The organism is Thermotalea metallivorans (assembly GCF_001562415.1).
GTDB lineage: Bacteria > Bacillota > Clostridia > Peptostreptococcales > Thermotaleaceae > Thermotalea > Thermotalea metallivorans.
Window position 1 is genome coordinate 1 of sequence record NZ_LOEE01000006.1, and the last position, 22,138, is coordinate 22,138.

General features: G+C 36.8%; 33 protein-coding genes and 1 other annotated feature. Of the genes, 21 read left to right on the forward strand and 12 right to left on the reverse strand.

Features of this window, described 5'->3' with window-relative positions:
- Window positions 1–269: 269 nt before the first annotated feature.
- The 4 genes from AN619_RS01040 (at window position 270) to AN619_RS01055 (ending at window position 6,777) form a co-directional block, all read left to right on the forward strand.
- A complete protein-coding gene (locus AN619_RS01040; protein ID WP_068554212.1) occupies window positions 270–1,505 on the forward strand; it encodes an ATP-grasp domain-containing protein in 1,236 nt (411 codons plus the stop codon).
- A 5-nt stretch (window positions 1,506–1,510) separates the two neighbouring features.
- Window positions 1,511–3,751: a hypothetical protein gene (locus AN619_RS01045; protein ID WP_068554214.1), complete on the forward strand. Its 2,241-nt coding sequence runs from the start codon at window positions 1,511–1,513 to the stop codon at window positions 3,749–3,751.
- Between the two features lie 28 nt (window positions 3,752–3,779).
- Window positions 3,780–5,048: an MFS transporter gene (locus tag AN619_RS01050; protein WP_068554216.1), complete on the forward strand. Its 1,269-nt coding sequence runs from the start codon at window positions 3,780–3,782 to the stop codon at window positions 5,046–5,048.
- A gap of 286 nt (window positions 5,049–5,334) precedes the next feature.
- Window positions 5,335–6,777 (forward strand): NAD-dependent succinate-semialdehyde dehydrogenase, encoded by a 1,443-nt coding sequence (locus tag AN619_RS01055; protein WP_068554218.1) that lies wholly within the window; start codon window positions 5,335–5,337, stop codon window positions 6,775–6,777.
- 36 nt (window positions 6,778–6,813) lie between these two features.
- Here the strand turns inward: AN619_RS01055 and AN619_RS01060 are convergent, their stop codons facing one another.
- Window positions 6,814–7,530 (reverse strand): DUF881 domain-containing protein, encoded by a 717-nt coding sequence (locus tag AN619_RS01060; RefSeq protein ID WP_068554220.1) that lies wholly within the window; start codon window positions 7,528–7,530, stop codon window positions 6,814–6,816.
- Between the two features lie 181 nt (window positions 7,531–7,711).
- Window positions 7,712–8,470, reverse strand: a complete 759-nt coding sequence (gene istB, locus AN619_RS01065; RefSeq protein ID WP_068554222.1) for an IS21-like element helper ATPase IstB — start codon at window positions 8,468–8,470, stop codon at window positions 7,712–7,714.
- Window positions 8,471–8,663: 193 nt separating this feature from the next.
- On the opposite strand from istB, the gene AN619_RS01070 reads away from it, so the two are divergent.
- The 4 genes from AN619_RS01070 (at window position 8,664) to AN619_RS01085 (ending at window position 11,625) form a co-directional block, all read left to right on the forward strand.
- Window positions 8,664–8,990, forward strand: coding sequence for an integrase core domain-containing protein (locus tag AN619_RS01070; RefSeq protein ID WP_068554224.1), 327 nt, complete (start codon window positions 8,664–8,666; stop codon window positions 8,988–8,990).
- A 478-nt stretch (window positions 8,991–9,468) separates the two neighbouring features.
- Window positions 9,469–9,819 (forward strand): DUF2680 domain-containing protein, encoded by a 351-nt coding sequence (locus tag AN619_RS01075; RefSeq protein WP_068554226.1) that lies wholly within the window; start codon window positions 9,469–9,471, stop codon window positions 9,817–9,819.
- Window positions 9,820–9,931: 112 nt separating this feature from the next.
- Entirely contained in the window at window positions 9,932–11,107 is a 1,176-nt protein-coding gene (locus AN619_RS01080; RefSeq protein ID WP_068554228.1) for a class I SAM-dependent methyltransferase, read from the forward strand.
- Between the two features lie 17 nt (window positions 11,108–11,124).
- Entirely contained in the window at window positions 11,125–11,625 is a 501-nt protein-coding gene (locus AN619_RS01085; RefSeq protein ID WP_068554230.1) for a GAF domain-containing protein, read from the forward strand.
- 29 nt (window positions 11,626–11,654) lie between these two features.
- Here the strand turns inward: AN619_RS01085 and tyrS are convergent, their stop codons facing one another.
- The 9 genes from tyrS to AN619_RS01125 all read right to left on the reverse strand — a co-directional run bounded on the left by tyrS (window position 11,655) and on the right by AN619_RS01125 (window position 17,890).
- The gene (tyrS, locus tag AN619_RS01090) at window positions 11,655–12,881 is read right to left on the reverse strand and encodes a tyrosine--tRNA ligase (RefSeq protein ID WP_068554232.1); all 1,227 of its coding nucleotides are present in this window, start codon (window positions 12,879–12,881) and stop codon (window positions 11,655–11,657) included.
- Between the two features lie 53 nt (window positions 12,882–12,934).
- Window positions 12,935–13,143 (reverse strand) — a binding site (T-box leader).
- Window positions 13,144–13,268: 125 nt separating this feature from the next.
- Complete coding sequence (gene modB, locus AN619_RS01095) at window positions 13,269–13,925, reverse strand: molybdate ABC transporter permease subunit (protein ID WP_068554234.1); 657 nt, start codon at window positions 13,923–13,925, stop codon at window positions 13,269–13,271.
- Window positions 13,926–13,934: 9 nt separating this feature from the next.
- Window positions 13,935–14,720 carry a molybdate ABC transporter substrate-binding protein gene (modA, locus tag AN619_RS01100; RefSeq protein WP_068554236.1) on the reverse strand — a complete coding sequence of 262 codons (786 nt, stop codon included), beginning with the start codon at window positions 14,718–14,720 and terminating at the stop codon, window positions 13,935–13,937.
- Window positions 14,721–14,860: 140 nt separating this feature from the next.
- The gene (locus AN619_RS01105; protein ID WP_068554237.1) at window positions 14,861–15,196 is read right to left on the reverse strand and encodes a winged helix-turn-helix domain-containing protein; all 336 of its coding nucleotides are present in this window, start codon (window positions 15,194–15,196) and stop codon (window positions 14,861–14,863) included.
- 77 nt (window positions 15,197–15,273) lie between these two features.
- Window positions 15,274–15,453 carry a hypothetical protein gene (locus AN619_RS01110; RefSeq protein WP_068554239.1) on the reverse strand — a complete coding sequence of 60 codons (180 nt, stop codon included), beginning with the start codon at window positions 15,451–15,453 and terminating at the stop codon, window positions 15,274–15,276.
- A gap of 298 nt (window positions 15,454–15,751) precedes the next feature.
- Window positions 15,752–16,852, reverse strand: a complete 1,101-nt coding sequence (locus tag AN619_RS01115) for a tyrosine-type recombinase/integrase (protein WP_068554241.1) — start codon at window positions 16,850–16,852, stop codon at window positions 15,752–15,754.
- 62 nt (window positions 16,853–16,914) lie between these two features.
- Complete coding sequence (locus tag AN619_RS01120) at window positions 16,915–17,376, reverse strand: ImmA/IrrE family metallo-endopeptidase (protein ID WP_068554243.1); 462 nt, start codon at window positions 17,374–17,376, stop codon at window positions 16,915–16,917.
- A 23-nt stretch (window positions 17,377–17,399) separates the two neighbouring features.
- Complete coding sequence (locus AN619_RS15770) at window positions 17,400–17,558, reverse strand: hypothetical protein (protein ID WP_157064854.1); 159 nt, start codon at window positions 17,556–17,558, stop codon at window positions 17,400–17,402.
- 5 nt (window positions 17,559–17,563) lie between these two features.
- Window positions 17,564–17,890, reverse strand: a complete 327-nt coding sequence (locus AN619_RS01125) for a helix-turn-helix domain-containing protein (protein WP_068554245.1) — start codon at window positions 17,888–17,890, stop codon at window positions 17,564–17,566.
- Window positions 17,891–18,038: 148 nt separating this feature from the next.
- Here AN619_RS01125 and AN619_RS01130 point away from each other — a divergent pair, with 148 nt between their 5' ends.
- The 5 genes from AN619_RS01130 to AN619_RS16425 are packed head-to-tail and all read left to right on the forward strand — an operon-like array spanning window position 18,039 to window position 19,683.
- Window positions 18,039–18,260, forward strand: a complete 222-nt coding sequence (locus AN619_RS01130) for a helix-turn-helix transcriptional regulator (RefSeq protein WP_068554247.1) — start codon at window positions 18,039–18,041, stop codon at window positions 18,258–18,260.
- 27 nt (window positions 18,261–18,287) lie between these two features.
- Window positions 18,288–18,464, forward strand: coding sequence for a helix-turn-helix domain-containing protein (locus AN619_RS15465; protein ID WP_083524911.1), 177 nt, complete (start codon window positions 18,288–18,290; stop codon window positions 18,462–18,464).
- On the forward strand, window positions 18,464–19,237 hold the full coding sequence (locus tag AN619_RS01135; RefSeq protein WP_068554354.1) for a Rha family transcriptional regulator: 774 nt from the start codon (window positions 18,464–18,466) through the stop codon (window positions 19,235–19,237). Before AN619_RS15465 ends, AN619_RS01135 begins: the two co-directional genes overlap by 1 nt.
- 13 nt (window positions 19,238–19,250) lie before the next feature.
- Window positions 19,251–19,538, forward strand: a complete 288-nt coding sequence (locus AN619_RS01140) for a hypothetical protein (protein ID WP_068554249.1) — start codon at window positions 19,251–19,253, stop codon at window positions 19,536–19,538.
- A 16-nt stretch (window positions 19,539–19,554) separates the two neighbouring features.
- A complete protein-coding gene (locus AN619_RS16425) occupies window positions 19,555–19,683 on the forward strand; it encodes a hypothetical protein (RefSeq protein WP_278279807.1) in 129 nt (42 codons plus the stop codon).
- On the opposite strand, the gene AN619_RS01145 is transcribed toward AN619_RS16425, so the two are convergent.
- Window positions 19,680–19,904, reverse strand: a complete 225-nt coding sequence (locus tag AN619_RS01145; RefSeq protein WP_068554251.1) for a hypothetical protein — start codon at window positions 19,902–19,904, stop codon at window positions 19,680–19,682. The two genes, AN619_RS16425 and AN619_RS01145, sit on opposite strands and share 4 nt — an antisense overlap.
- An 87-nt stretch (window positions 19,905–19,991) precedes the next feature.
- Here AN619_RS01145 and AN619_RS15775 point away from each other — a divergent pair, with 87 nt between their 5' ends.
- From AN619_RS15775 to AN619_RS15470, 8 genes are all read left to right on the forward strand, one after another.
- Window positions 19,992–20,156 (forward strand): hypothetical protein, encoded by a 165-nt coding sequence (locus AN619_RS15775; protein WP_157064855.1) that lies wholly within the window; start codon window positions 19,992–19,994, stop codon window positions 20,154–20,156.
- Window positions 20,143–20,349 carry a hypothetical protein gene (locus AN619_RS01150; RefSeq protein WP_068554253.1) on the forward strand — a complete coding sequence of 69 codons (207 nt, stop codon included), beginning with the start codon at window positions 20,143–20,145 and terminating at the stop codon, window positions 20,347–20,349. The genes AN619_RS15775 and AN619_RS01150 overlap by 14 nt, the downstream gene beginning before the upstream one ends.
- Window positions 20,350–20,354: 5 nt before the next feature.
- Window positions 20,355–20,507, forward strand: coding sequence for a hypothetical protein (locus tag AN619_RS15780; RefSeq protein WP_157064856.1), 153 nt, complete (start codon window positions 20,355–20,357; stop codon window positions 20,505–20,507).
- A gap of 79 nt (window positions 20,508–20,586) precedes the next feature.
- Complete coding sequence (locus tag AN619_RS01155; protein WP_157064857.1) at window positions 20,587–20,763, forward strand: hypothetical protein; 177 nt, start codon at window positions 20,587–20,589, stop codon at window positions 20,761–20,763.
- An 11-nt stretch (window positions 20,764–20,774) separates the two neighbouring features.
- Window positions 20,775–20,939 (forward strand): hypothetical protein, encoded by a 165-nt coding sequence (locus AN619_RS15785; RefSeq protein WP_157064858.1) that lies wholly within the window; start codon window positions 20,775–20,777, stop codon window positions 20,937–20,939.
- A complete protein-coding gene (locus AN619_RS01160; RefSeq protein ID WP_068554257.1) occupies window positions 20,936–21,166 on the forward strand; it encodes a hypothetical protein in 231 nt (76 codons plus the stop codon). The genes AN619_RS15785 and AN619_RS01160 overlap by 4 nt, the downstream gene beginning before the upstream one ends.
- Window positions 21,166–21,411, forward strand: a complete 246-nt coding sequence (locus AN619_RS01165; protein WP_068554259.1) for a hypothetical protein — start codon at window positions 21,166–21,168, stop codon at window positions 21,409–21,411. Before AN619_RS01160 ends, AN619_RS01165 begins: the two co-directional genes overlap by 1 nt.
- A complete protein-coding gene (locus tag AN619_RS15470; RefSeq protein WP_083524912.1) occupies window positions 21,408–22,019 on the forward strand; it encodes an ERF family protein in 612 nt (203 codons plus the stop codon). Before AN619_RS01165 ends, AN619_RS15470 begins: the two co-directional genes overlap by 4 nt.
- The last annotated feature ends 119 nt before the right edge of the window (window positions 22,020–22,138 follow it).

Genomic DNA, 22,138 nt, shown 5'->3' on the forward strand with positions numbered 1-22,138 from the left:
AACTGCTTTACAGGAAAAACTGTTCCTGACAAAAGAGACGATTAATGAATTTTTGGACTACTTTGTCTCGACTTTGCCTGATTATATCAAGCTAAAGCTATCAGTTGCTTCCTGCGAAAGTTGATTTTTAAGCTTATGAACCATTTTCCTACAATGTCCTAGAGACTGAAGGAATTTGTATAAGTAAAAATTCCTTCAGTCTCGTGAAATGGGAATTTAAATTTTAGGCAGAATAATTATTATTCTAATAAAGATTAGGAGGTATAACTATGAGTAAAAAGAAACTTCTTTTTATTCGTGGAGGCATCCACAAAGAATTTGCTTACAAAACTTTTTTTAAAAAAAACTGTGAAATGATTATGATGGATAATCCCTCAAATGAGCAACTTGCATTTGCAGATTATCCATATTGTATTAGTGATGTTAGGGATACTGAAGAGATGTTCAATTTATCTTTGGATATATATAAGAATAAAGGCTTTGACGGAATTTGTACGTTTATGAACAGTCCAATAATAGCAATTGGTATGTTAAGCGATTACTTGGGTTTTGACTACCTAAGTGAAGAAACTGCTCGAATACTTAATAATAAATACGAAGTAAGAAGATTTTTAAATGTACATGGTGTTGAACAGTTACAATTTTTTAAGATATTAAGTTATGAAGATTTGAAGAGATGTGCGGATGTTCTAAAATATCCTTTTATATTAAAGCCAACTGATAATGCATCTAGCAAAGGCGTAATTATAATTAACAATTCTGATGAGTTGGAATCGAGCTATAAATTTTCTTTAAGTGCATCTTTTAATAAGGAATTAATCGCTGAAGAATTTATCGACGGAGATGAGTATTGTGTTGAAGTACTTATTTATAATTACCAGCCTTACATAATTTCTATTTCGAAAAAATATGTTACTAAAGAAAAGTATTGCATTGAACTTATGGATATTACTCCTGCTCCAATAACAGAAGAGTTAAGAAAAATAATATCAGACTACATAACTGATACAGTAAGAACTCTTAATATAGGCAATTGGCTTTTACATATTGAATTCAAGGTTGATGAGAGTCTTCAACCAAATATAATAGAAATAAATCCAAGAGCTGCTGGAGGTAATCTTATAGAGTCAATATATCATCTAAAGGGATTAAATCTGTTTGATTATTTTTTTGATATTATGCTAAAAAATGAGATCAATCAAGAAAAACTTGTAGAAGAGATTCGTAAGCCATATAATGGATATTCTCTTTTTTATTCTTTTATTAATCCAACAACTTCAGGTATTATCAAGAAGATTAGAGGTATAGAAGATGTTAGGAAATCCTTTAAGAATGATTCAGAGAGACTAATTTTATTCTATAACGAAGGAGCATTCTTGCCAGAACCTAGTTCAAATTCTGAATTTAGAGGTAGTTTATATCTTTTTGACAATGATATTGATTTGCTAGTTAGTCGCACCAGAGAAATAGAAAAGTTAATTCATTATGAATTTGAAGGGGAGTGATTATTTTGAGCCTCAGATTACTTAAAGTATGTGATATAAGCGATATTATTCACTTTTTTACAAATGAGTTAAATAGTGTGAGCAACTTGATTATTCCTATATATGAAGAAGTTATCCCAAGATTTACAAAAAAATACCCGCTAGGTCAATACACATACCATTTTGAAGATACTTGTACTGCTAATAAAAATGATAATGAAATTAGCATGATGTATTTAGAAGAAATTATTAATAGCCATAATTGTTTATGCGATAATAATGATTATATTTGTTTTTATAGTAATAAAATTAGCGAGTGCACAGATGAGTTATTCCTAAGTCTACTTTATGCTAAATATTCGAATCGAAAATTATTGTATACCTCTATAAAAAATGAAATACACGATCTAATATTAAATAATATCATCAGTAGTGTTTTTGTTATTCTTCCATTTCATGAATTTAGCAGTATGGAACGATTTTTACTGAGAGAGAAGAACCCACATGTTAATATTGGATATTTGCCTTATTATAATAAATTTACAATTAATTTCTATATTCTAAAATATATTATGTTTAATAAAGCCAGTTACAATGGGGCATCTATAATATTTAATAGAGTGGATCAAGATGCTGACAATATTATTTCAATTGCAGATAGTAATTATTATTTGCCAAGAAAGTTCTGTACTAAAGACTCTATTTTTCAAATATTAAATAGCTATAATGAATTTTTAGAGTTCAATTATATGTCACATTGTAGAGAATGTGTTCTTCGATTTAATGATTTCATTTATTGTGGCATGAATAACATAATTGATGAGTGTAAGGTAGATGATAAACATTTGCCGTGCTGTTATTATGATAAGTGTGATTGTTATATTGAAAATATTGAAAAACATAATGTTTCTGAGATTAATGCAAGTTTCTACTTTTTAAATGGTTGCAATATAGGTGATTTAAACAATAGTATTATTCCATATAACTATACAGTAGTATCAAATTTAATTGAAAATAATTCAATCTCTATTATCACGAGTGCAGGTATTAAAACTGGAAATATTGCTGAGAACATTTTGGCACATAATTTGTTATACAATGGATATTCAGTTGGTGAAATTGAAAATGAAATAAATAAATTCCTAGAATATAGCAAGATAGAAACAAATAATTATTTCTTATTAGGGGATCCTTTATTCAGAGTTTCAGGTAAATCTATAATATCTGCTAAATATAAAAAGAGCTTGTTGGATGATGGTACACTTGATGTTCAAATTAGTGAGATTCAAAACGAAACATACATTGAGATTCCAATAGATGAATTAACTGGATGTATATTTATAAATGACATACTATTTGATAAGCAATTGTATGACAAAAAGAATGATATCTACTTTTATATCACAAAATGCAAGGATGCTGACCGACAGAAATTAATAATTTTCTCACGCGCCAAATTTTCTGTCAACACGATTCAAGTAAAAATTTCTAACAATGATAATTTTGAACAGCAAATAAATGAACTAAAAGAATACTTGGATAGAATTAATTTCTTGAAAGAGCAATTTCCTCTCGAAAATATATATAAAGGGAAAATTATTGATATTGAAAACAATCTTAAAAAAGTACTGATGAAGTGTAAGACTTATAAATTTTCAATAAACGGATTTTTAAATTTGAAGAATTCAATATTAAATATGAAAAAAAAATTTGAACATATTTTTGAAAGCATTTTTAATGATGTAACTTTATATACAAACAAACAGCAAAATAATTTTTATGAAGATGTTACTGAAAGAAGAAGTACAATAGAGAAAGTTAGTTATGATAATATTTGTACGAGTTGTCAGGATGTAACACTAATGAATCAATATAAAATTTGCTCGATTGGAAGAACATATTATAGAACTAGTATCAAGTGTTATAAATGTGGTCTTATTCAAGATGTACCTGATTTTAATTTAGGTATAAGCTCATATTTAGATTTAAAGTTTGATATAAAAGGAAATGATATCAACATCATGGAACTTACTAACAATAGTAATAAAAAGATAAAGTTAATGATTTCTGCAGTATGCATTGACTCTAAAGATATAATAGTGCAGATGAAGGATAGTATAATTGAACTTAAGCCTAATAAAAGTCATGTTGTAAGCATATTTGTAAAACCAAAAGCGAATCTTAAAAAACATTATTACTTATTCTCTTTTTACATTATGGCTGAAGGAAATTTCTATTATATTTCAAAAACACTTAGTTATCAATAAGTTTCAATGATGGGAAAGGAGATATTAAATGAAAAGATTAGGAAGTTTTCTTAGTACTTTTTTAAATAAAAACTATGATAAGAATCTATTGGCAACTTTAATATCAAGAGTCTTAGCAGCTTTAGGCTATACTATGATCATGCCCTTTTTAGCAGTTATGCTTGCAAAGTACCATGATTTAAGTACTACTCAAGTGGCCTTAATAGTAGGCACTTACGCGTTTTCACAGACTGGACTAATGATACCCGCAGCTTTTATAGTAAATAAGATAGGCTATAAGCTAAGTATGATAATAGGAAGAATATTAGGCGGAGTATTATACGTGCTATTTTTATATATTTCAAATGTTAACTTGCTTATATTGATAAGCATAGCAGTAGGACTTGGATCTTCAATGTTCAATTTAGCTTGTAAAGGCTTTATTTCTCTTGAAACTGCATCTGATGAACAAAAAAAGCTACATGCATTTGCTTTGTATAATATGTCCCTGAATCTAGGGGGTGCTCTAGGCCCACTAATAGGTGCTTTATTTATGGATAAAGATTATCTAGCATTTCTATTATATATAGTAGCAGCATTAAATATTTTATCTGCTATTATTATAGATAGGATGGTTGTTTTTAAGTTGAATAGAAATCCTGAAAACACCATTAAAAGTAGCCTAAAGGGGTTTGTGGCAGTTCTCAAGAATAAGAAATTTTTATTTTATTTTATTTTAACAGTGATGATTCATCTATCATTTAGCCAGTTTTTTTCAGTTCTGCCACTTTATTTTTCTAAAAACAATGTATCCATGTCAGTGTATTCAATCATGCTTACTATCAATACAATTATGGCAGTATTTCTTCAAGTTCCATTAATGTATATAGTCAATAAAAAGCTTAAACACAATAGTATGCTTGGGTTAGGCTTAGGATCTTTATTAATAGGATTTAGTATATTTATGGTTTTTATCAATACAAATTTAGTTATATTACTTATTATAGCAATTGTATTTACAATAGGAGAATTAGTATTTACGCCATTTGAAGATAAAGCCATCTCAGATGTAATAGATAACAGTGAATATACAGCAGCATACTTTGGTTTTGCTAGCTTTGGATGGTCCCTATCCAAGGGATTAGGAAATTATATTGGGATAAAAATGCTTTCTGTTTTTAATAAATATTCATTTAGCATGTTTGTTTCAAGTTTTTCATTTATTGTATTTATGGTAGTATTATTAATATGGCTAATTAAACCCAATAAAATAACATTACTTTCAGAAAAAAATAACATAGTCGAAGAGCATTCATAGTAGGTCATAATTATTGCTAAACTTTATATTGATGTTATTGTGATAATTCCATTATATTTGAATCCGCAAATAAAGATAAGTACTTTTAATTCCCTACAAAAACATAATTTGTAATCAAAAGTATGAATCTTGGATTATTGTAGAAGGAAAACATGAGATGTTAATTCAAAAAGACGGCATTTATGCCAGATTGTATAGGGCACAATTTGACGGGTTTATCTCGGATGGGGATTAATAGCTTTTTCAGGAGATGGGAAAGACGGAGAAAGGCAAAAGGAGGGTGCATATGAGACATTACGGATTATATATCAATGGTGAATGGTTGGCGTTGGAAAACTTGGATAAGATCGAAGTCATCAATCCTGCTACGGGAGAAATTCTAGGTACAGTGCCGAAGGCAGGGGAGCAGGAAACCAAAATGGCCATTGAGGCTGCCTATGAAGCTTTTGGGGTATGGTCTTCTTTGCCTGCCAATGAGCGGGCCGATTCTTTGAAACGATTGCACCAGTTGATTTTAGAGGAAAGGGAAGAACTTGCAAGGATTATGACTTTAGAGCAAGGAAAACCTCTCCAAGAAGCTATGGGGGAAGTCATGTATGCTGCTAGTTTTGTAGAATGGTATGCAGAGGAGGCAAAGAGAATTTACGGAGAGACGATTCCTGCATGGAAGGAAAATAAAAGGATCATGGTGCTCCGCCAGCCCGTGGGTGTAGTAGCCGCCATTACTCCATGGAATTTCCCGGCCGCCATGGTGACAAGGAAACTGGCTCCGGCGCTGGCGGCGGGTTGTACGGTAATCCTCAAACCGGCTACCCAGACACCTTTGACAGCTATGAAGCTCTTTGCATTGTTTGAAAAGGCAGGTTTTCCCAAGGGGACGGTAAATATTATCACGGGATATGCAGGAGAAATCGGAAAAGCCTTTATGGAGGATTTAAGGGTAAGAAAAATAACCTTCACCGGATCTACGGAGGTTGGAAAGATTCTAATGAAGCAATCGGCCGATACAGTCAAAAGAATATCCTTGGAATTGGGAGGGCATGCGCCTTTTATTGTATTTGATGATGCAGACCTGGACAAGGCCGTGGAGGGGGCAGCAGCATCCAAATTCCGCAACTGTGGGCAGGTGTGCGTAGCTTCCAACCGGTTTTATGTACAGGAAAATGTAGTAGAGATGTTTATAGAGAAGCTAAAGAATAAATTGAAACACTACAAGGTAGGCTATGGCTGGGAAGAAGGTGTTCATATCGGACCCCTGATTGATAAAAAAGGGTACCAGAAGGTGGAACAGCATATTCAGGATGCCGTAGCAAAGGGCGCAAAAATTGAAGTGGGCGGAAAGGGATATCATCGAGGTGAGGCCGAGGATGCAGGCTATTTCTTTGAACCTACCGTATTGTCGGGGGTTACAGAGGATATGCTGGTGATGCAGGAGGAGACCTTTGGCCCTGTCATGCCTATCATCGCCTTTAGGACGGAAGAAGAGGCGATCCGGGCAGCAAACAATACCCGCTACGGTTTGGCGGCATACCTGTTCACCGAATCCCTATCCCGGGGCATAAGAATTTCGGAAAAGCTGGAATATGGTATTGTAGGGTTGAATGACGGCATGCCTTCTACGGCCCAGGCACCCTTTGGGGGATTTAAGGAAAGCGGATTGGGCCGGGAAGGTGGCCATCACGGCTTGGAAGCTTTTTTGGAGACAAAATATATATCCATTGGCCTGTAATGAGGGATTGGTCTTTTCAAAATATAAAACGGGTGACTATTCTGAAGCATCGATTGGTTTAGCGTATTTAAATTTTACCTGGTCATTATAGGCTGGGATTTCTATCTTATCTTTTTTTTCGATTTTTAAATCAAACCTGTTTTCTTTGGCAATATTCCATGCCAGCCCATATTTTAGATTTAAAATAGATACTAATTTGTCCGGATTTCCTATGCATTGAATTTCGAAAGGAGGAAACACACTTCGATTATTTATCGTCAGCTTGTTATCAGTTTTTATGTATGCGATTTCTGTCAGTGAAACAATGCGTTCATTATTAATGCTGATAGCTTCTGCTCCATGGGCATTTAAAGTATTTATTATTAATAATAAGTGATCTGTGTAATCGCTTAATTGATTATAGTTTGCATATAATTCAGAATTATTCAGTGTTATGGAGATCCCTGGCCCTGTAACCTTTGTTCTTCCATTTAATATTTTATATTTATGAATATCTTGTTGTATTTTTTTTATAGAAACATCTTTATCAGCTTCTATATTTTTATATTCTTCTATGATGCTATCCAAACGTTCCATTTCCTTTAAAATATTTTGTCTCTGGTTTCTTATGCTATTAAGCTCTGACTCCAGTTGTTTTGCTATGACAGAAGGAACTTGCCCTTCTGTCATTTTTTCTACCGATCTAAACTGAACTGCAAAAATTATTCCTAAACAAATAGCACAAATGAATAATGCAAAACTGCTTTTTTTCAAAACAAATCACCATCCTTGTATCTTAATGTATTTATTAGATGCTTACATTAGAAAATTTATCCTATCAATACAATTATAGCCTATATTTTACTGAATACATCATAAATTTTTCATTGTGTTAATGTCAATAAAAATTTAGGCCAGTTACTGGAGTAAAATTAGGCCACCAATTCATAAAAAATTAGTCTACATTTGTCTGTTTTGAAAGAGCCTGCTTAAACCTGTAGCTTTCCCCATCAATGTTCAGTATGTGTGCATTATGGGTCAGGCGGTCAAGCGAGGCGGCTGTCATTTGTTCATCACCTAACACCTCCGTCCATTTTGGAAATTCTAAGTTTGTAGTTATTATAAGGCTGCCTCTCTCATATCGGGAGGAACAAAACTGGAAGAGCAATTCAGCCCCGATTTTGCTGAAAGGCACATAGCCTAATTCATCAAGAATTACTAAATGCGGAGCCAGCCATTGTTTTTCTAGTCTATTTAACCGATATTCCTGCTGTGCTGCAAGCAATTCGTTAATCAAACCGGCTGCCGTGTAGAATTTAACTCTCATGCCCTGCCGACAGGCCTCATAACCGAGAGCAATCGCAATATGGGTTTTGCCTACTCCGGAGTTACCTATCAACAGAATATTTTCTCTTTTTCGGATATATTCTCCCTGCATAAGTTTCAGTACCCGCGGCTTGTTTAGGGAGGGTATAGCAAGAAAGTCAAAGCTTTCAATCGTTTTAATTACTGGAAAGCCAGCTTGTCGGATTCCTCTCTGGATCCGATTGTTTTCCCGCTGGTGTACTTCCTGCTCCAGTACGCACAGTAGGTATTCTTCATAATCCAGATTGTTGTCTGCGGCTTCTCTTGCCAGGGATTCATAGGTTTTTGCAGCCTGAGGCATTTTCAGCTTTTTCAAGTAAGCTTCCATCAGCATTTTATTGAGCGACATTATTGTCCACCTCCTCAGATATAAAATACAGCTATGTGACTGGTGAAGACAAATTCTTCTACATTCTAAGCATCATCGATGTGGCAGACGCTCTATTGTTGCTTTTCATATGGGTCTTAGGTGCACCGCTGAGGATGCGGTGACTACGTTAAAAACAGCCCTTTGAAAGCGGCAGGTTTATGATGCAGAACATATGTCTATCCTCCGTTTAGATAATGGTCCTCAATATATTCGTCATACCTTTGCTGATGCTTGCAAAGACCTAGGGGTAGAGCATGAACGAATTCCCTATAAGACACCCAATATGAATGCATATATTGAGTCCTATCACAGCATTTTGGAGGATGAATGTCTTGGAATTACTGAATTTGAAAGCTATGCTTCAGCATATAATGAAGTTCATGACTTTGTAAGGAGATATAATACAAGACGCATCCATTCTGGTGCAAAGTTTATGCCTCCCAATGAATATTTTTGGTATCTACAGGAATCAGATAAAGAACTAAGAATTTTTCTGTAACAAAGGTCTGACAAAGCGAACTCTTGATATTGAGGGCATCCATGATAGCCTAGTGGTGGCAATGCTCTATGATTTTTGGCTTGCCCCAGAGCTAGGAAATCATGGATGCGGAGGCTCAATGTCAAGAGCAGACCGTAGGTAAAAGATATACCCTGATAAAAAAGTAAAATACTATGTATTCATAAGAAAACTTAAGCTTGTGTCCAATAATAGGGGGTCAGCCCGCCACCACGTTTTCAATGTGAAAACTGTGGTGGCATAATGGAACCTATTAAATATACAACTAAAGACGGCATCTCATATACTTTTAAAGCGCAAATTTAGTCAAGTGTAGAGATTGCGCGATAGCGCTTTTTTATTTTTATCCAATTAATTGATGATTTCTTGTAAAATTTTTCAGGAAAATTAAACAACTTCATAATTCCTTCACAATTCCTTTCTATAATAAAACCATACAATAAAAGAAAGGATGAGGAAAATGAAAAAAATCATTATTTTATCCATTGTAGCGGTGATGATATTGTCCCTAGGACTGGTGGCCTTTGCTGAAACCCAAGACACCAAAGAAATACCGGTATGGTTTACAGAAATGATCAAGTGGAAAAAAGAGCAAATACAGAAAGCACTGGATGCAAAACAAATCACAGAAGAACAGGCAAAATTTTTCAATGAAAGATTAGATGCCATGGAAAAATATCATAAAGAAAATGGATTTAACTTCCCTGCAGGCTGTGGCATGGGCGGCGGTTTTGGCAAAGGGGGAAGGGGTTTTGGCGGCGGCATGATGAGAGGCTTTTTCGGACCAGCGCCCCAAACCAATAGTTTCTAAATCATAGGCTCCTTTTATAGGAGCTTATTTTTTTCAGGCAAAATCTATGTTTAAAGGAAAGGATATGATATATAATATTAAATAGACAAAGAGGAAAGGAAGAATCGGGCAAATGGAGAATGTACGGGAGTTAATGGAACAAATTATAGATGCCGGAACCTTGATAGATTTGGTATTAAGCTATGTTCGAAAAAAAGATCCCGAGGGATTTCAAAAGGTAGACGTTCGTCCCGTCATGTTGAAAGATGGTCTTTATTATCAATTTACTTATCATTATAAGAACAAGGCAACCCATGAAAATATGGCGCCAAAGGATGCCGTGGATAAGATTCAGGATTTGCTTGGGAACTATTTTAGACAGGGCCAGTGTTTTACAAGGGAAGGAGATTATCAGATACTCATCAGTAAAAAGTTTAAAGTAAACATCTTGAAAAAGAGTCCAACAAAAACAATGAAAGACCTTTCCCATAACCGCAGGAAGAAATATATTATTCCTGAAAATATACCCAATCCCTTCCTTATACGATTGGGTGTCATGAATGAAAAAGGAAAAGTACTGGCAAACAAATACGATAAGTTTAGGCAGATCAACCGATTTTTGGAGATGGTTGCCGATGTCATCCCTGCCCTAGAAGATAAAGGGGAAGGTCTTCAGATTGTAGATTTCGGCTGTGGGAAGTCCTATCTTACCTTTGCTTTGTATCATTACCTGACAGAAATTTTAAAGCTTCGGGCAAATATCACCGGCTTGGATCTGAAAAAAGATGTGGTTGACCATTGCAATGAAATTGCCAGGGAACTAGGATACGGAAATTTGGAATTTTTTGTAGGGGATATCGGACAATTCCAAGGCAAAGAGAGGGTACATATGGTTGTAAGCCTTCATGCTTGCGATACAGCCACCGATGCCGCTTTGGTAAAGGCTGTGGAATGGGGAGCCGACGTTATTTTTTCTGTTCCCTGCTGTCAGCATGAACTGTTGCCTCAGATTCATAATGAAGTGATGGGCCCTATGGAAAAACACGGAATCATTAAGGAAAGATTGTCCAGCTTGATTACGGACAGCATCCGGGCCAATCTATTGGAAATCATGGGATATGCAACCCAGTTGCTGGAGTTTATTGATATGGAGCATACACCGAAGAATATATTGATCCGGGCAGTAAAATCTGACAGGATTCCTAAAAGTGCTGTGGAAGAATATAAAAGGTTCAAGGCATTTTGGCAGATTAACCCCTATATGGAAAGAGCCTTGGGGGAGAAGCTGCAAAAAAGACTTCAAGGATAAAAAGAGAGGGAGAGAAAATGAACGAAATTAAAAAGATTGTAACGGAGGATAAAGAAAAATTCTATAACTATATGAATATAAAATTGACAGGATTGATTTGCGAAGAGTCTGATTGGCTGGCCAACCTGTCTAATGCTTCAGCCTTGTTGTACCTTTTGCTGGACCATATCAATTGGGCAGGATTTTATCTTTACAAGAATGGTGAATTGGTCTTAGGGCCATTCCAGGGAAAACCTGCATGTACCCATATTGCCATCGGCAAAGGCGTATGCGGTACGGCAGCCAAAGATTTAAAAATTCAGGTAGTAAAGGATGTTCATCAGTTTCCGGGACATATCGCCTGTGATCCTGCCTCCCAATCAGAAATTGTGGTGCCCATTGTCCATGAGGGAAAATTGATGGGGGTGCTGGATATCGATAGCCCTGTCAAGGCAAGATTTGACGAGGAGGATGCCAAAGGTCTTCAGAAGTTTGTGGATACCCTGAATCAATACATGGATTGGTCAAAAATTGTATAAACCGCTGCCTTTGGCAGGCAGCGGTTTTTTTAGACCAATCGAATCTGATGATATACTTTTTTGCCCTTTCGGATCATCAAAGTACCGTCTTTAAAATCTTCTTCCTTCACCATAAGCTGTATGTCTTCTACTTTTACGTCGTCAATGGCAATACCGCCCTGTTGGACCAGGCGTCTGCCCTCACTCCGGGATGGAACCAGGTTGGCCCTTGTCAGCAGTGTTAGAATATCCATGCCTTCCGAAAGTTCAATGCGGGGGATTTCTGTAAAGGGTACATTTTCTGTGGAGGTGCCTTTGCCAAACAAAGCCTTGGCTGCTCCATCAGCCTTTCTTGCTTCTTCTTCCCCATGAACCAGCTTTGTTACTTCGAAGGCTAGGATTTCTTTTGCTTTATTGATTTCCGCTCCCTGTAATGCGCCCAGGCGCCGTACTTCATCCATAGGGAGGAAGGTTAAGAGGGCCAGGCATTTTTCCACATCCTGATCGTCCACATTTCTCCAATATTGGTAGAAATCATAGGGAGATGTTTTTTCAGGATCCAGCCAGATGGCACCGGATTCTGTTTTTCCCATCTTTTTGCCTTCACTGGTTGTCAGCAGGGTGAAAGTCATGCCATAAGCCATGCCCCCTTCTGCTCTCCGGATCAGGTCAGCGCCGGCGATGATGTTGGACCATTGATCGTCCCCACCCAACTGCAGCTTACAGCCGTATCTTCTGTATAACTCCAGGAAGTCATAGGACTGCATCAACATGTAATTAAACTCAAGAAAGGATAATCCTTTCTCCATGCGGGATTTAAAGCATTCTGCCGTCAACATTCGATTGACAGAAAAATGCCTGCCGATTTCCCGCAGGAAAGGAATATACTTTAGATCCATCAGCCAGTCGGCATTGTTGACCATGAGGGCTTTTCCCTCAGAAAAGTCCAAGAATTTGGAAAGTTGCACCTTGAAACGTTCAGCATTTTGCTCGATTTCTTCAAAGGACAGCATCTTTCGCATATCGGTTTTACCGGAAGGATCGCCCACCATCGTGGTGCCGCCGCCAATCAATACAATGGGTCTGTGACCAGCCTGCTGCATATGGGCCATGGCCATGACTTGCAGGAAGTGCCCTACGTGCAGGCTGTCGGCAGTAGGATCGTAGCCTGTATAAAAAGTCACAGACTCCTTCCCGAGCAGTTCCCGGATCTCTTCTTCATGGGTAGTCTGTTTGATAAAGCCCCGCTCTTTTAAGGTATCAAATACATTTGCCATGCCAAAACCTCCTATCCTCAAGATTGATAAAATAGAAAAGGGGCTTCTCACTCCATAAGGACGAGAAACCCCGTGGTACCACCTTAATTCACATGATAAACATGCCTTTGGCCACGATAACGGGTGGGGACCGTCGAAGCTTTTTATACTTCGAAGCTCCAGAGCGTATTTCGTCTTGCCATGTGCTGCAGATCTTTCACCGGCCGATCTGCTCTCTGAAATTGTAACCATGGAGACTACTGAACTCTTTCACAGCTTTTTCTATGACTATATTTTATCCTATATTATCATATGTATGAGTTCTATGGCAAGACAGAGGAAAAAAATTTTTATTCCTTTTGTCAGGCAATTGGCCATGGAATAAGAATCAGGAAGCTCAAATTTATTTTAACCTTTCTTTTTTATATTGCTATTTAAACCGTATATCACGGCAAAGCTAAACACAACAGCAATGAGCATCAATAGATTGGCTGTTTCCTTGTCTCCGCTCTCAGCAGCAAAATAGATGGCAAGGGGGATAGTTTGGGTTTTTCCCGGAATATTTCCGGCGACCATAAGGGTAGCTCCAAATTCCCCCAAGGCCCTGGCGAAGGATAGGATGATGCCGCTGAAGATACCGGACCGGGCCAGGGGCAAGGTAATCCTCCAGAATACCTTTTTTTCATCGGCTCCCAGGTCCATGGCTGCTTCTTCATAATCCTGTCCCACATTTAAGAAAGCAGCTTTGCAGCTCTGATACATTAGAGGGAGAGAGACGATGAGGGCAGCTATGCAGGCGGCAGTCCAATGGAAAACAAGGGTGATGCCGAAGGTATGGTAAAGAATCTTACCGATAAGGCCCCTTTTGCCGATGAGGATGAGGAGACCGTAGCCCACCACCGAGGGTGGAAGAACCATGGGCAAAAGGATAAAAGTTTCCAGCAGATCTTTCCCTTTGAATTGATATTTTGTAAATAGTCTGGCCAGCAAAACGCCTATCCCAAGGGTCAGGAGAGTAGATAGAAAGGATATCTTTAAAGATAAAATAATCGGTTCCCAGATCACTTGACAGACCTACTTCCCTAAAAATTCAAAGCCGTGGGCTTTAAATATTTTTATAGATTGACTGTTGTTCAAATAGTTGAGAAATTGCCTGGCAGCATCCTTATTCCTACTGGAGGAAAGGATTGCTGCGGGATATACTATGGGCTGGTGAGTTTCTTCAGGAAAGACCTCCTTGACTATGCCAGTGGTCAGCCGAGCAGCATCGGAGCTGTAAACAATTCCTGCAGCTAGTTCTCCCCTTTCCACATAGGTGACGATTTGACTTACATCCTTTGTGTATACAATCTTGCCCTTCAATTGATCCCAAAGATTTAAATATATAAGGGATTCCTTGGCATATTGCCCTGCAGGGACAGATGCCGGGGTGCCGATGGCCATTTTGATGTCCTGGCCAAGCAAGTCTGAAACAGCAGATATCTTATCTCCATATTCCTTTGCCACAATCAAGGTCAGTTTGTTTTTCAACAGATAAGTCCGGCTATCCCGGTCAATAAGGCCATGGTCCTCCAAAACCTTCATTTGCTGTGGAGCAGCAGATATAAAGACATCACAGGAGAGGCCCGCCTCTATTTGTTTTTGCAATACGCCGGATGCGGCAAAATTAAAAGTAATAGGGATTCTTGTTTCCCGTTGGAAATTTTGCCCGATTTCCTTCAGTGCCGCCTCCAAGCTGGCGGCAGCTGATATGGTAATACTTTTTTCTTTGAGAACAGAAGGGGTTTGCGGTTTGTGAGAACAGCCCTCAAAAATGAATGAAATCGCTAAAATGAGGAAAGTTAAAAATATTTTCTTCATGGTAAATTCCTCCATGGAATTTCTAAATTGCTTTTATCGTTATATTTTCAACCGTATAACGGTCTTAAAAAATAAACAAAATCTTTGCCAAAGCTTTGCAAGAAAGATTTTGCTGGCACTGTATAAGGAAAGCAAAAGACTCATAGGTTATCGAAGATCTTTTGATAAAGGTTTAAGATGACCTTCTCTGCTTCCGTTTCTAATTGCTCGTACTTGGCAATAAGCTGCTTTCCTTCAGGAGTCAATAGGGAACTTCCCCCTTCGGCTCCACCTATTTTTTTGTCAAGAATTTTTATACCCAAAGCCTTTTCCAGGTTGTCAATCAAATGCCATGCCTTGCTATAGGACATATCCATGGCAAGGGCAGCCTGCCTTAGAGATCCCAATTTTTCCACTTTTAAAAGCAATTCCTTAGGACCTCTTCCAAATATTTTTTGCTGATCTTTTTCAATCCATATTTTCCACTTTATCTCCATATAATCACCTATGGAGAATTATAGCATAGAGAAAAATTTACGGAAAGGGGAATATTCATGGAATTATCTTAAAATTTTTAAAAGTATTTGTGTATGACATAAATCATTTTATAGTATTCGATTATGTCTGAATTCAGTATACGGCTGACAGAGATTACATTGGCATCCTGTAGGTTCCCTTGTGCTTCGTCGATCAGTCGATGCAAAATGGTTTGTAATTTATGAATATGTTCAAGTATTTCCTGGATTTGGGACATTTTCAACACCTCCAAACAATACAGGTTATGCGAATTTAGCAAAAATTATACTCTATACCTTGTAGAGATTGAAATGGACAAAATTTATACAAGGGTGAATCTTTTGCAAACATAAAATTGACAAGGTATTATAAAACGTGATAATATTGAGCATGTGTTTTATGTGTTTCCATTTTCTGAGTTAACATGAAAGCACAAAGTCAGTTCGAAACCAGATTGACTAGAAATAAAATTACCCCTCTAATTTCAACGGCTAGAGGGGTTTAATATTTGCATTGCTAATCCATTGCTAATCCGACTATAAAAACATCGTTTTTTCCAACAGATTAGTAGCTTCTTTTTGCATATTAGGTAGTACATGGGAATATAGATCGAGTGTCATTTGAATTTTTGAATGTCCTAAAATCTCACTTACTATTTTGACATGTATGCCAGTTTTGAGAGCGATGGTAGCAAAGGTATGGCGGAGGTCATGAAAGCGTATCTGAGGCAATCCTGAATGTTCTACGATACGTTTAAAAGTGGATAGTAAAGTTTTGGGGTTATATGGTTGCCCAGATGGATTTGTGCAAATATAACCGCTTTCTTCATACTCATCTTGCAACATCAACTTAAGTTCTTTTTGTCGGATTCTTTGTTTTTTAAGTGCCCTTTTCGTTTCCTCCATTAGGGCAATCTTTCTAGTCTTACCTGTCTTTGGCTCTTTCAACTCCATATTCCTTTGCATAGAATGCCTTATCGTCAATGTTCCTTGAGCTTCATCATAATCTTCCCAGCGCAATGCACAAATCTCTCCCTGCCGCATACCTGTGGTAAGCGCTATAAGATATGCGATATAATATGGTTTGTCCTCAATTATAGATAAGAATTTTTTAACGATATCAATATCCCAAACCTTAAATGATCTGTAATTTTTTTTAGGTTTTACTATGCCTAGTATGGGATTTTGCGGTATTAATTGCCATCTTACTGCCTGCTCAAGTATTGATTTTAGGCAAAAATAATGATTGTTAATGGTGCCATAAGATTTGCCATCCATTTCAAGATCGTTGATGTATTTTTGCAGATGCAAGGTTTTGATTTTTGATATCTTCATGTTGCCCAACTTTGGTATTATAGACAATCTGATTATGTCATCATATCTTGCATATGTCTGGGCGGCAAGATTCTTCTTGGCATATCTTTTCCATTCTTCTGCGACATCTTTTAAAAACATCTCTCCAGTGCCGAAATAATACCCTTGCTCTACTTCTAAAAGTTTTCTTGGAAGATCCTTTTCGGCCTCTTTTTTGCTATTGTATCCTGAAAACCATTTTTGACGTTTCTTACCATGCTCGTCAACGCCTAAATATACAACAATTGCATATTTATTCCCCCTCTTGACTATGCTCCCTCTCACTTTAACCTCTCCTTTAATCGAATATATGTTCTGAAAAACGAGTAAAAAAATATATCTATGTACTATTCAAAACTTTTATAAATCCATAATGGATCGAAATATACTATGCAACTTTTGGTCTTGTAGCAAATACCGTATTTTTCTTTATAATATTTTAAGGTGCTTTCTAAAAATTCTTCGGTGACGCCTAGGTATTCAGCTAATTCGTACTTGTTTCTGATGCCTTCATCCGAAGCTTGTACCAATTTTTCAATGCTTACAAGCTGTTCATATCCCCAAGCCCTAGCTCTTCTTTCCTGTTTTCTATTTCCGATCTTAGTTTGGTCCACAATATCGCTAAAACTTGTGTAGTAGTGGCCCAATTCTTCTGCAAGAATGCAAGTTTTTTCGATTGTGGTATCTATATTTGAGCCGATGGCGATTATATTATCTGCGTACAGCCCCTTGTTTCTGCCAGTTAAATTCATCTCTATGATTTCAATATTTTCATCTTCTGCTATTTGTAGAAGTTCCAAATATCCCATTCAAACACCCCTTAGCTGATGATTTACTTAATAGACTTGAGATAAGCAATATCAGATTGTCCATGTTTTAGATCTTTGATATCTGTTTTCATAGAAGAAATATCTACTTCCATAGAATTCACCTTTGATTCCATGGAGGATATTTTTTCTAATAATAATTCTAATAATTCTCTATCTGTCATATCAATCATCCTTTCTTTTGTTCTCTTCTCATCCTTACAAATTCTTTAAATTTCTCTATATCAGCTAATTCTTCTTCTGTCCAATCTTCGCCGTCATGATGTGCAGCAATGGTTTTTATTTCGTATGGGTTTCTTATGTCGGTTTTTCCAAGGAGGTAGTCGGTCGAAACGTTGAAGTAATCTGATAATTTAATTATTATATCATGTGGCGGAAATCTTTCTCCATTCTCGTAGAAAGATATCATTTTAGGTGTTAGGCCAAGATATTCAGCTAATTCACGTTGAGTAATTTCTTTCTCATTTCTCAAAAGTCTAATTCTTTCTCCAATCATAATTATCACCTACTCCTCTTGATTGAACAATGTGTTCATAACTTATTATATAACAAAAAATTTGAAAAAGCTATTGACATTGTACCAAAAGTACTGTACTATTAGTACATGAGGATTAACAATATATATTTTAGAGGGAGGTGGTGCAATGAGCAAATTAAAGTACTACAGGGAAAAAGCTGGGATGTCTCAAAGTGAGTTGGCATCTATCCTAGATGTTTCTCAAAGATATATAGCATTTTTGGAAACAGGAGAAAGAACCCCCTCGCTATATCTAGCCCAAAAAATAGCCAATTACTTTAAAGTGTCAATAGAGGATATTTTTTTACCTACTAAACGTACTAAAAGTACACAAAATATAAATAACTAAATTTTAAAAAAAAGGGGGGAGGCAAAATTGAAGCTTGCCTATAAGCTGAAAGAAGCAGCTGAAATGCTAAGCATAAGTTACTCGACGATTTACCGCATGGTTGAAAGAGGAGAGATTGCTACCGTAAAAATAAGCAATGTCAGAAGAATTCCTTTGCATGAAATTGAGAGATTAGCTGGAATCGACAAAGGGGGGAACAAATGATGAATGAATTGACAGTTATCAATCAAAACGGGAGGCTTTTAGTAGACAGCAGAGATGTAGCAGAAATGATAGGGAAGGAACATCGTCATCTACTGAGAGATATAAGAAATTACATTGAAGTTTTAGCTGAGTCCAAAATTGGGCTGAGTGATTTCTTCATAGAAAATACTTATCAAGATAGCACAGGCAGAACCTTGCCTTGTTACTTACTCACCAAACAAGGTTGTGAAATGGTAGCCAATAAAATGACAGGTGAGAAAGGAATTCTTTTTACCGCAAAATATGTACAAGCCTTCAATAGAATGGAGCAGGCACTAAAACCTCAATGTATAGAGGACTTAATCATTATGCAAGCCCAATCTCTAAAAGATATGAGATTGCAGTTAGAACAAGTGACTACTAAGGCAATTGAAGCAGAGAACAAAGCTATTGAAGCTAAACAAGAAGTGCAGGCTATGCGTAATATTGTAGCTTTAAGTCCGACACAATGGAGAAAAGATGTAACTACCTTGATAAATAAAATAGCTTTAGCTCTTGGCGGCTACGATCACATAAAAATTTTGAGAGAAGAAAGCTATAAATTACTGGATGAACGACTTGGAGTGGATGTCCACACTAGGTTAACTAATAAACGCAGAAGGATGGCAGAAGAAGGAGTTTGCAAATCTAAAAGGGACAAGCTTAATCCTTTGGATGTAATAGCGGATGATAAAAAACTTATAGAGGGTTATGTGGCCATAGTAAAAGAAATGGCTATCAAATACGGGATTTAAGGAGGAACAGAACATGTTTATTAACACAGGAAAGTATTTTTATAGGTCCATTAATGAAGCTAGAGAAGATTTAATAGGCACCCAAGTTGTGGATATAGAGAACAATGGTAGTGCAATTCATTTACAGGATTCAAATGGCAGGGAATATACCATTGATACAACAGGAGAAATACCAGTAGTCCATGCATTTTCGACAGAAAAAGAACGATTGGAATTTTTAGAAGATGCAATACAAGTACTGATTGAAAAGCTGAATATCAGTGAAGACGAACTTATAGAAGCCATGTATAACAATGATTAGAGGGAGGTGGGAGAGAATGGAATTTAAAATAAAAATAAAAACTGAGGATCTAAAACAGATAAAAGAAGTGATTAAACTGATAAATGAAATTAAAAAAGAGCACAGCTGCAACTGCACTCTTTTAGAAATTGAAGTAGGAAATTAGTCTTGGAAAAACTTAACATACTCTATTTCGTTTGAAATTAAAGTAACAGATTCTTTTTCTCCTACAAATGTTAGCAATTGGGCAGGAGATAAGTGGAAAGTCTTAAAGTCTTCTATTTTAGCAATGGAAGAATCCGTTTGACTTTTTTTATTGACAGATAACAAATTGCTAATGCTTACAATATTACCAGATTTTAAACGTATCTCAGCATACCAAATCATAAGATCACCTCCCTTCTTTTTCCATAATTCAACAAGAAGGGGGAGAATCCTTCAAATAAAAATCGACAAAAGAAAGGAGGACAGCAAATGCCCCGCAAGAAGAAAAATGCCCGTACAATGCCTAAACCTAAGAAGATACGAGAAAGACCAAGGCCCGTAGTCCTCCCGGTACGGATGTGGCAGGATGATGGAATTAGTCCGGGGGCACTTAGGGCTGTGGCAGAGTGGAGGTGGGAATATGACTACAAATGAAAGATTGGAAGTGTGGAGAAGAGTGATCAATCTCTCTGATGCCCAACGGGATAGACTTGAGGAAATTGTACTGGAGCATACAAGGCTAGTGAAGGAACACGTACAACCAAGTACAACTCAAGAAAGGAAAAAGGAAATACGTCAGAAGATTTTGCAGCTTGAGTTTGAAAGAAAAATGCTGATCGGGAGGTGAGAGAAATGTTGACAATTCAGTTGGCGGACAATCTGTATCGGGAACATGGATTGATTTCTATCATTCATGATGGAAAGTTTGTAGAGTTTGAAAATTACATAGAGAAGGAGGAAGTGCAAAAAGAAAACGGCCAAAAGGTAGCTGCGACTACCGAATAGGCCAAAAGAATACGAGCTACCTGTATTATATCAAATTTTTTAGATTTAATACAGGTGTAAAAGGGGGAGGATGTATGCCATGATTGAAAAAATTTACGGAAAAAGGTACTTATTAATTTGCGACAATTGCGGCGAAGGAGCAGAAAAAGCTAATTGGCAAGAAGTCTTAGAATTTCTAAGAGAAGAGGAATGGCAAAAGATACGTGTAGATCAAGAATGGCATCACTACTGCAAAGATTGCAAATGTGCTTATTAGGGGGGATTTTCTTGGATGAATTTTTAGAAGTTATGGATCAGTTGAAGCAGGCCCAACAGAATTTCAATTATGCAGATCTGGAGCATATTGATATTGCTATATATCAGCTAAAAGCTGCAGAAGAATTGTTAGCTGCCACCATCAAGGAACTAAAGGAAAAGAGGGAAATTATATGAGAGGAAATTTACTAGAAGAACTAATAACATGGCAACAGCAAGGTCGTAGAAGTGTTGAGATCAGAATTGAAAATTCAGGAGAAATGAAAATATGGGTTTATGATTATGATTTATTGGTCGGGCAATTTATTACGAGTACGGACGAAATTAACCTAGAAGGAAAAAAGATAGAAAACGAAAAAGCAGAGTATGAAAGGTTGAAAAAGAAGTTTGGTGAAGCCATGTGATGAACAATGTTCAATTTATTGAGGTTTATGATCCAAAACATGGGGCACATGTATATGCCCTAGGGGATGAGATATTTGGTAGTAGCATAGGTAAATTTAAAAACATTACAATCCCATGTGAACGTCATACATGGCAGATCCTAGATGAAAAAGGGGACAAGATCCTAACGGTATGTGGCAGTGAGATCATCCCCTTTTATGACACGAAATATTTAGCACTAAAAAGAAAGGTGGTAAAAAGGTGAATAGATCAGATTCTATTAAAAACCTTGCGGCAGCTCTTGTTAAATTCAATGGAGAGGTTAGCAAGATTGAAAAAGATTCGACGAATCCTCATTTTAAGAACAAGTATGCAAGCCTAGATACCATTATAGATGAGATCAGACCTTTGCTTCAAAAAAACGGATTATCTATCATTCAAATGCCTGGAGGAGATGGAGACAAGTTTACCATGACGACCATGTTACTCCACGAATCTGGTGAATGGATCGAGTCAGATCCAATTACTATGAGGCCAGTGAAGAATGATCCACAAGGAATTGGAAGTTGTACTACATATGCACGGAGATATAGTCTAGCGGCTTTTCTCTCTCTAAATACCGGAGAAGATGATGACGGTAATCAAGCTACTGGGAACGATGACAAGGAGCCTGACCCAGCTAAGAAACTAAGCGAAGCACAGGTAAGAAGGCTATACGCATTAGGAATCGCAAACGGATATGATCCTGAATCTATCAAGAGAATTTTGATTAAGAAGTATCAAAGGACCAATGCAGAAGATCTAACGAAGACAGAATATGATCAGCTAATCGCTAACATAGAGGCAAATCCAAAAAAGTGGGATAAAGCCTAATGTATATAAATCCAATTCAGCGGGGACACGTTCCCCGCAAGCTAAAAAACAACGTCAACAGTTTTGGGTCGTACTCCTCCTAGTATTAATATTGACAAGCATCTTAATTATTATGCATG

Excerpts from the sequence above, each read along its gene's own strand:
- AN619_RS01040 (WP_068554212.1), top strand. The coding sequence starts at position 270 with ATGAGTAAAAAGAAACTTCTTTTTATTCGTGGAGGCATCCACAAAGAA.
- AN619_RS01050 (WP_068554216.1), top strand. The coding sequence starts at position 3,780 with ATGAAAAGATTAGGAAGTTTTCTTAGTACTTTTTTAAATAAAAACTAT.
- AN619_RS01055 (WP_068554218.1), top strand. The coding sequence starts at position 5,335 with ATGAGACATTACGGATTATATATCAATGGTGAATGGTTGGCGTTGGAA.
- istB (WP_068554222.1), bottom strand. The coding sequence starts at position 8,470 with ATGTCGCTCAATAAAATGCTGATGGAAGCTTACTTGAAAAAGCTGAAA.
- AN619_RS01070 (WP_068554224.1), top strand. The coding sequence starts at position 8,664 with ATGTCTATCCTCCGTTTAGATAATGGTCCTCAATATATTCGTCATACC.
- AN619_RS01075 (WP_068554226.1), top strand. The coding sequence starts at position 9,469 with ATGAAAAAAATCATTATTTTATCCATTGTAGCGGTGATGATATTGTCC.
- AN619_RS01080 (WP_068554228.1), top strand. The coding sequence starts at position 9,932 with ATGGAGAATGTACGGGAGTTAATGGAACAAATTATAGATGCCGGAACC.
- AN619_RS01085 (WP_068554230.1), top strand. The coding sequence starts at position 11,125 with ATGAACGAAATTAAAAAGATTGTAACGGAGGATAAAGAAAAATTCTAT.
- tyrS (WP_068554232.1), bottom strand. The coding sequence starts at position 12,881 with ATGGCAAATGTATTTGATACCTTAAAAGAGCGGGGCTTTATCAAACAG.
- modA (WP_068554236.1), bottom strand. The coding sequence starts at position 14,720 with ATGAAGAAAATATTTTTAACTTTCCTCATTTTAGCGATTTCATTCATT.
- AN619_RS01105 (WP_068554237.1), bottom strand. The coding sequence starts at position 15,196 with ATGGAGATAAAGTGGAAAATATGGATTGAAAAAGATCAGCAAAAAATA.
- AN619_RS01110 (WP_068554239.1), bottom strand. The coding sequence starts at position 15,453 with ATGTCCCAAATCCAGGAAATACTTGAACATATTCATAAATTACAAACC.
- AN619_RS01120 (WP_068554243.1), bottom strand. The coding sequence starts at position 17,376 with ATGGGATATTTGGAACTTCTACAAATAGCAGAAGATGAAAATATTGAA.
- AN619_RS15770 (WP_157064854.1), bottom strand. The coding sequence starts at position 17,558 with ATGACAGATAGAGAATTATTAGAATTATTATTAGAAAAAATATCCTCC.
- AN619_RS01125 (WP_068554245.1), bottom strand. The coding sequence starts at position 17,890 with ATGATTGGAGAAAGAATTAGACTTTTGAGAAATGAGAAAGAAATTACT.
- AN619_RS01130 (WP_068554247.1), top strand. The coding sequence starts at position 18,039 with ATGAGCAAATTAAAGTACTACAGGGAAAAAGCTGGGATGTCTCAAAGT.
- AN619_RS01135 (WP_068554354.1), top strand. The coding sequence starts at position 18,464 with ATGAATGAATTGACAGTTATCAATCAAAACGGGAGGCTTTTAGTAGAC.
- AN619_RS01140 (WP_068554249.1), top strand. The coding sequence starts at position 19,251 with ATGTTTATTAACACAGGAAAGTATTTTTATAGGTCCATTAATGAAGCT.
- AN619_RS16425 (WP_278279807.1), top strand. The coding sequence starts at position 19,555 with ATGGAATTTAAAATAAAAATAAAAACTGAGGATCTAAAACAGATAAAA.
- AN619_RS01145 (WP_068554251.1), bottom strand. The coding sequence starts at position 19,904 with ATGATTTGGTATGCTGAGATACGTTTAAAATCTGGTAATATTGTAAGC.
- AN619_RS15775 (WP_157064855.1), top strand. The coding sequence starts at position 19,992 with ATGCCCCGCAAGAAGAAAAATGCCCGTACAATGCCTAAACCTAAGAAG.
- AN619_RS01150 (WP_068554253.1), top strand. The coding sequence starts at position 20,143 with ATGACTACAAATGAAAGATTGGAAGTGTGGAGAAGAGTGATCAATCTC.
- AN619_RS15780 (WP_157064856.1), top strand. The coding sequence starts at position 20,355 with ATGTTGACAATTCAGTTGGCGGACAATCTGTATCGGGAACATGGATTG.
- AN619_RS01155 (WP_157064857.1), top strand. The coding sequence starts at position 20,587 with ATGATTGAAAAAATTTACGGAAAAAGGTACTTATTAATTTGCGACAAT.
- AN619_RS01160 (WP_068554257.1), top strand. The coding sequence starts at position 20,936 with ATGAGAGGAAATTTACTAGAAGAACTAATAACATGGCAACAGCAAGGT.
- AN619_RS01165 (WP_068554259.1), top strand. The coding sequence starts at position 21,166 with ATGAACAATGTTCAATTTATTGAGGTTTATGATCCAAAACATGGGGCA.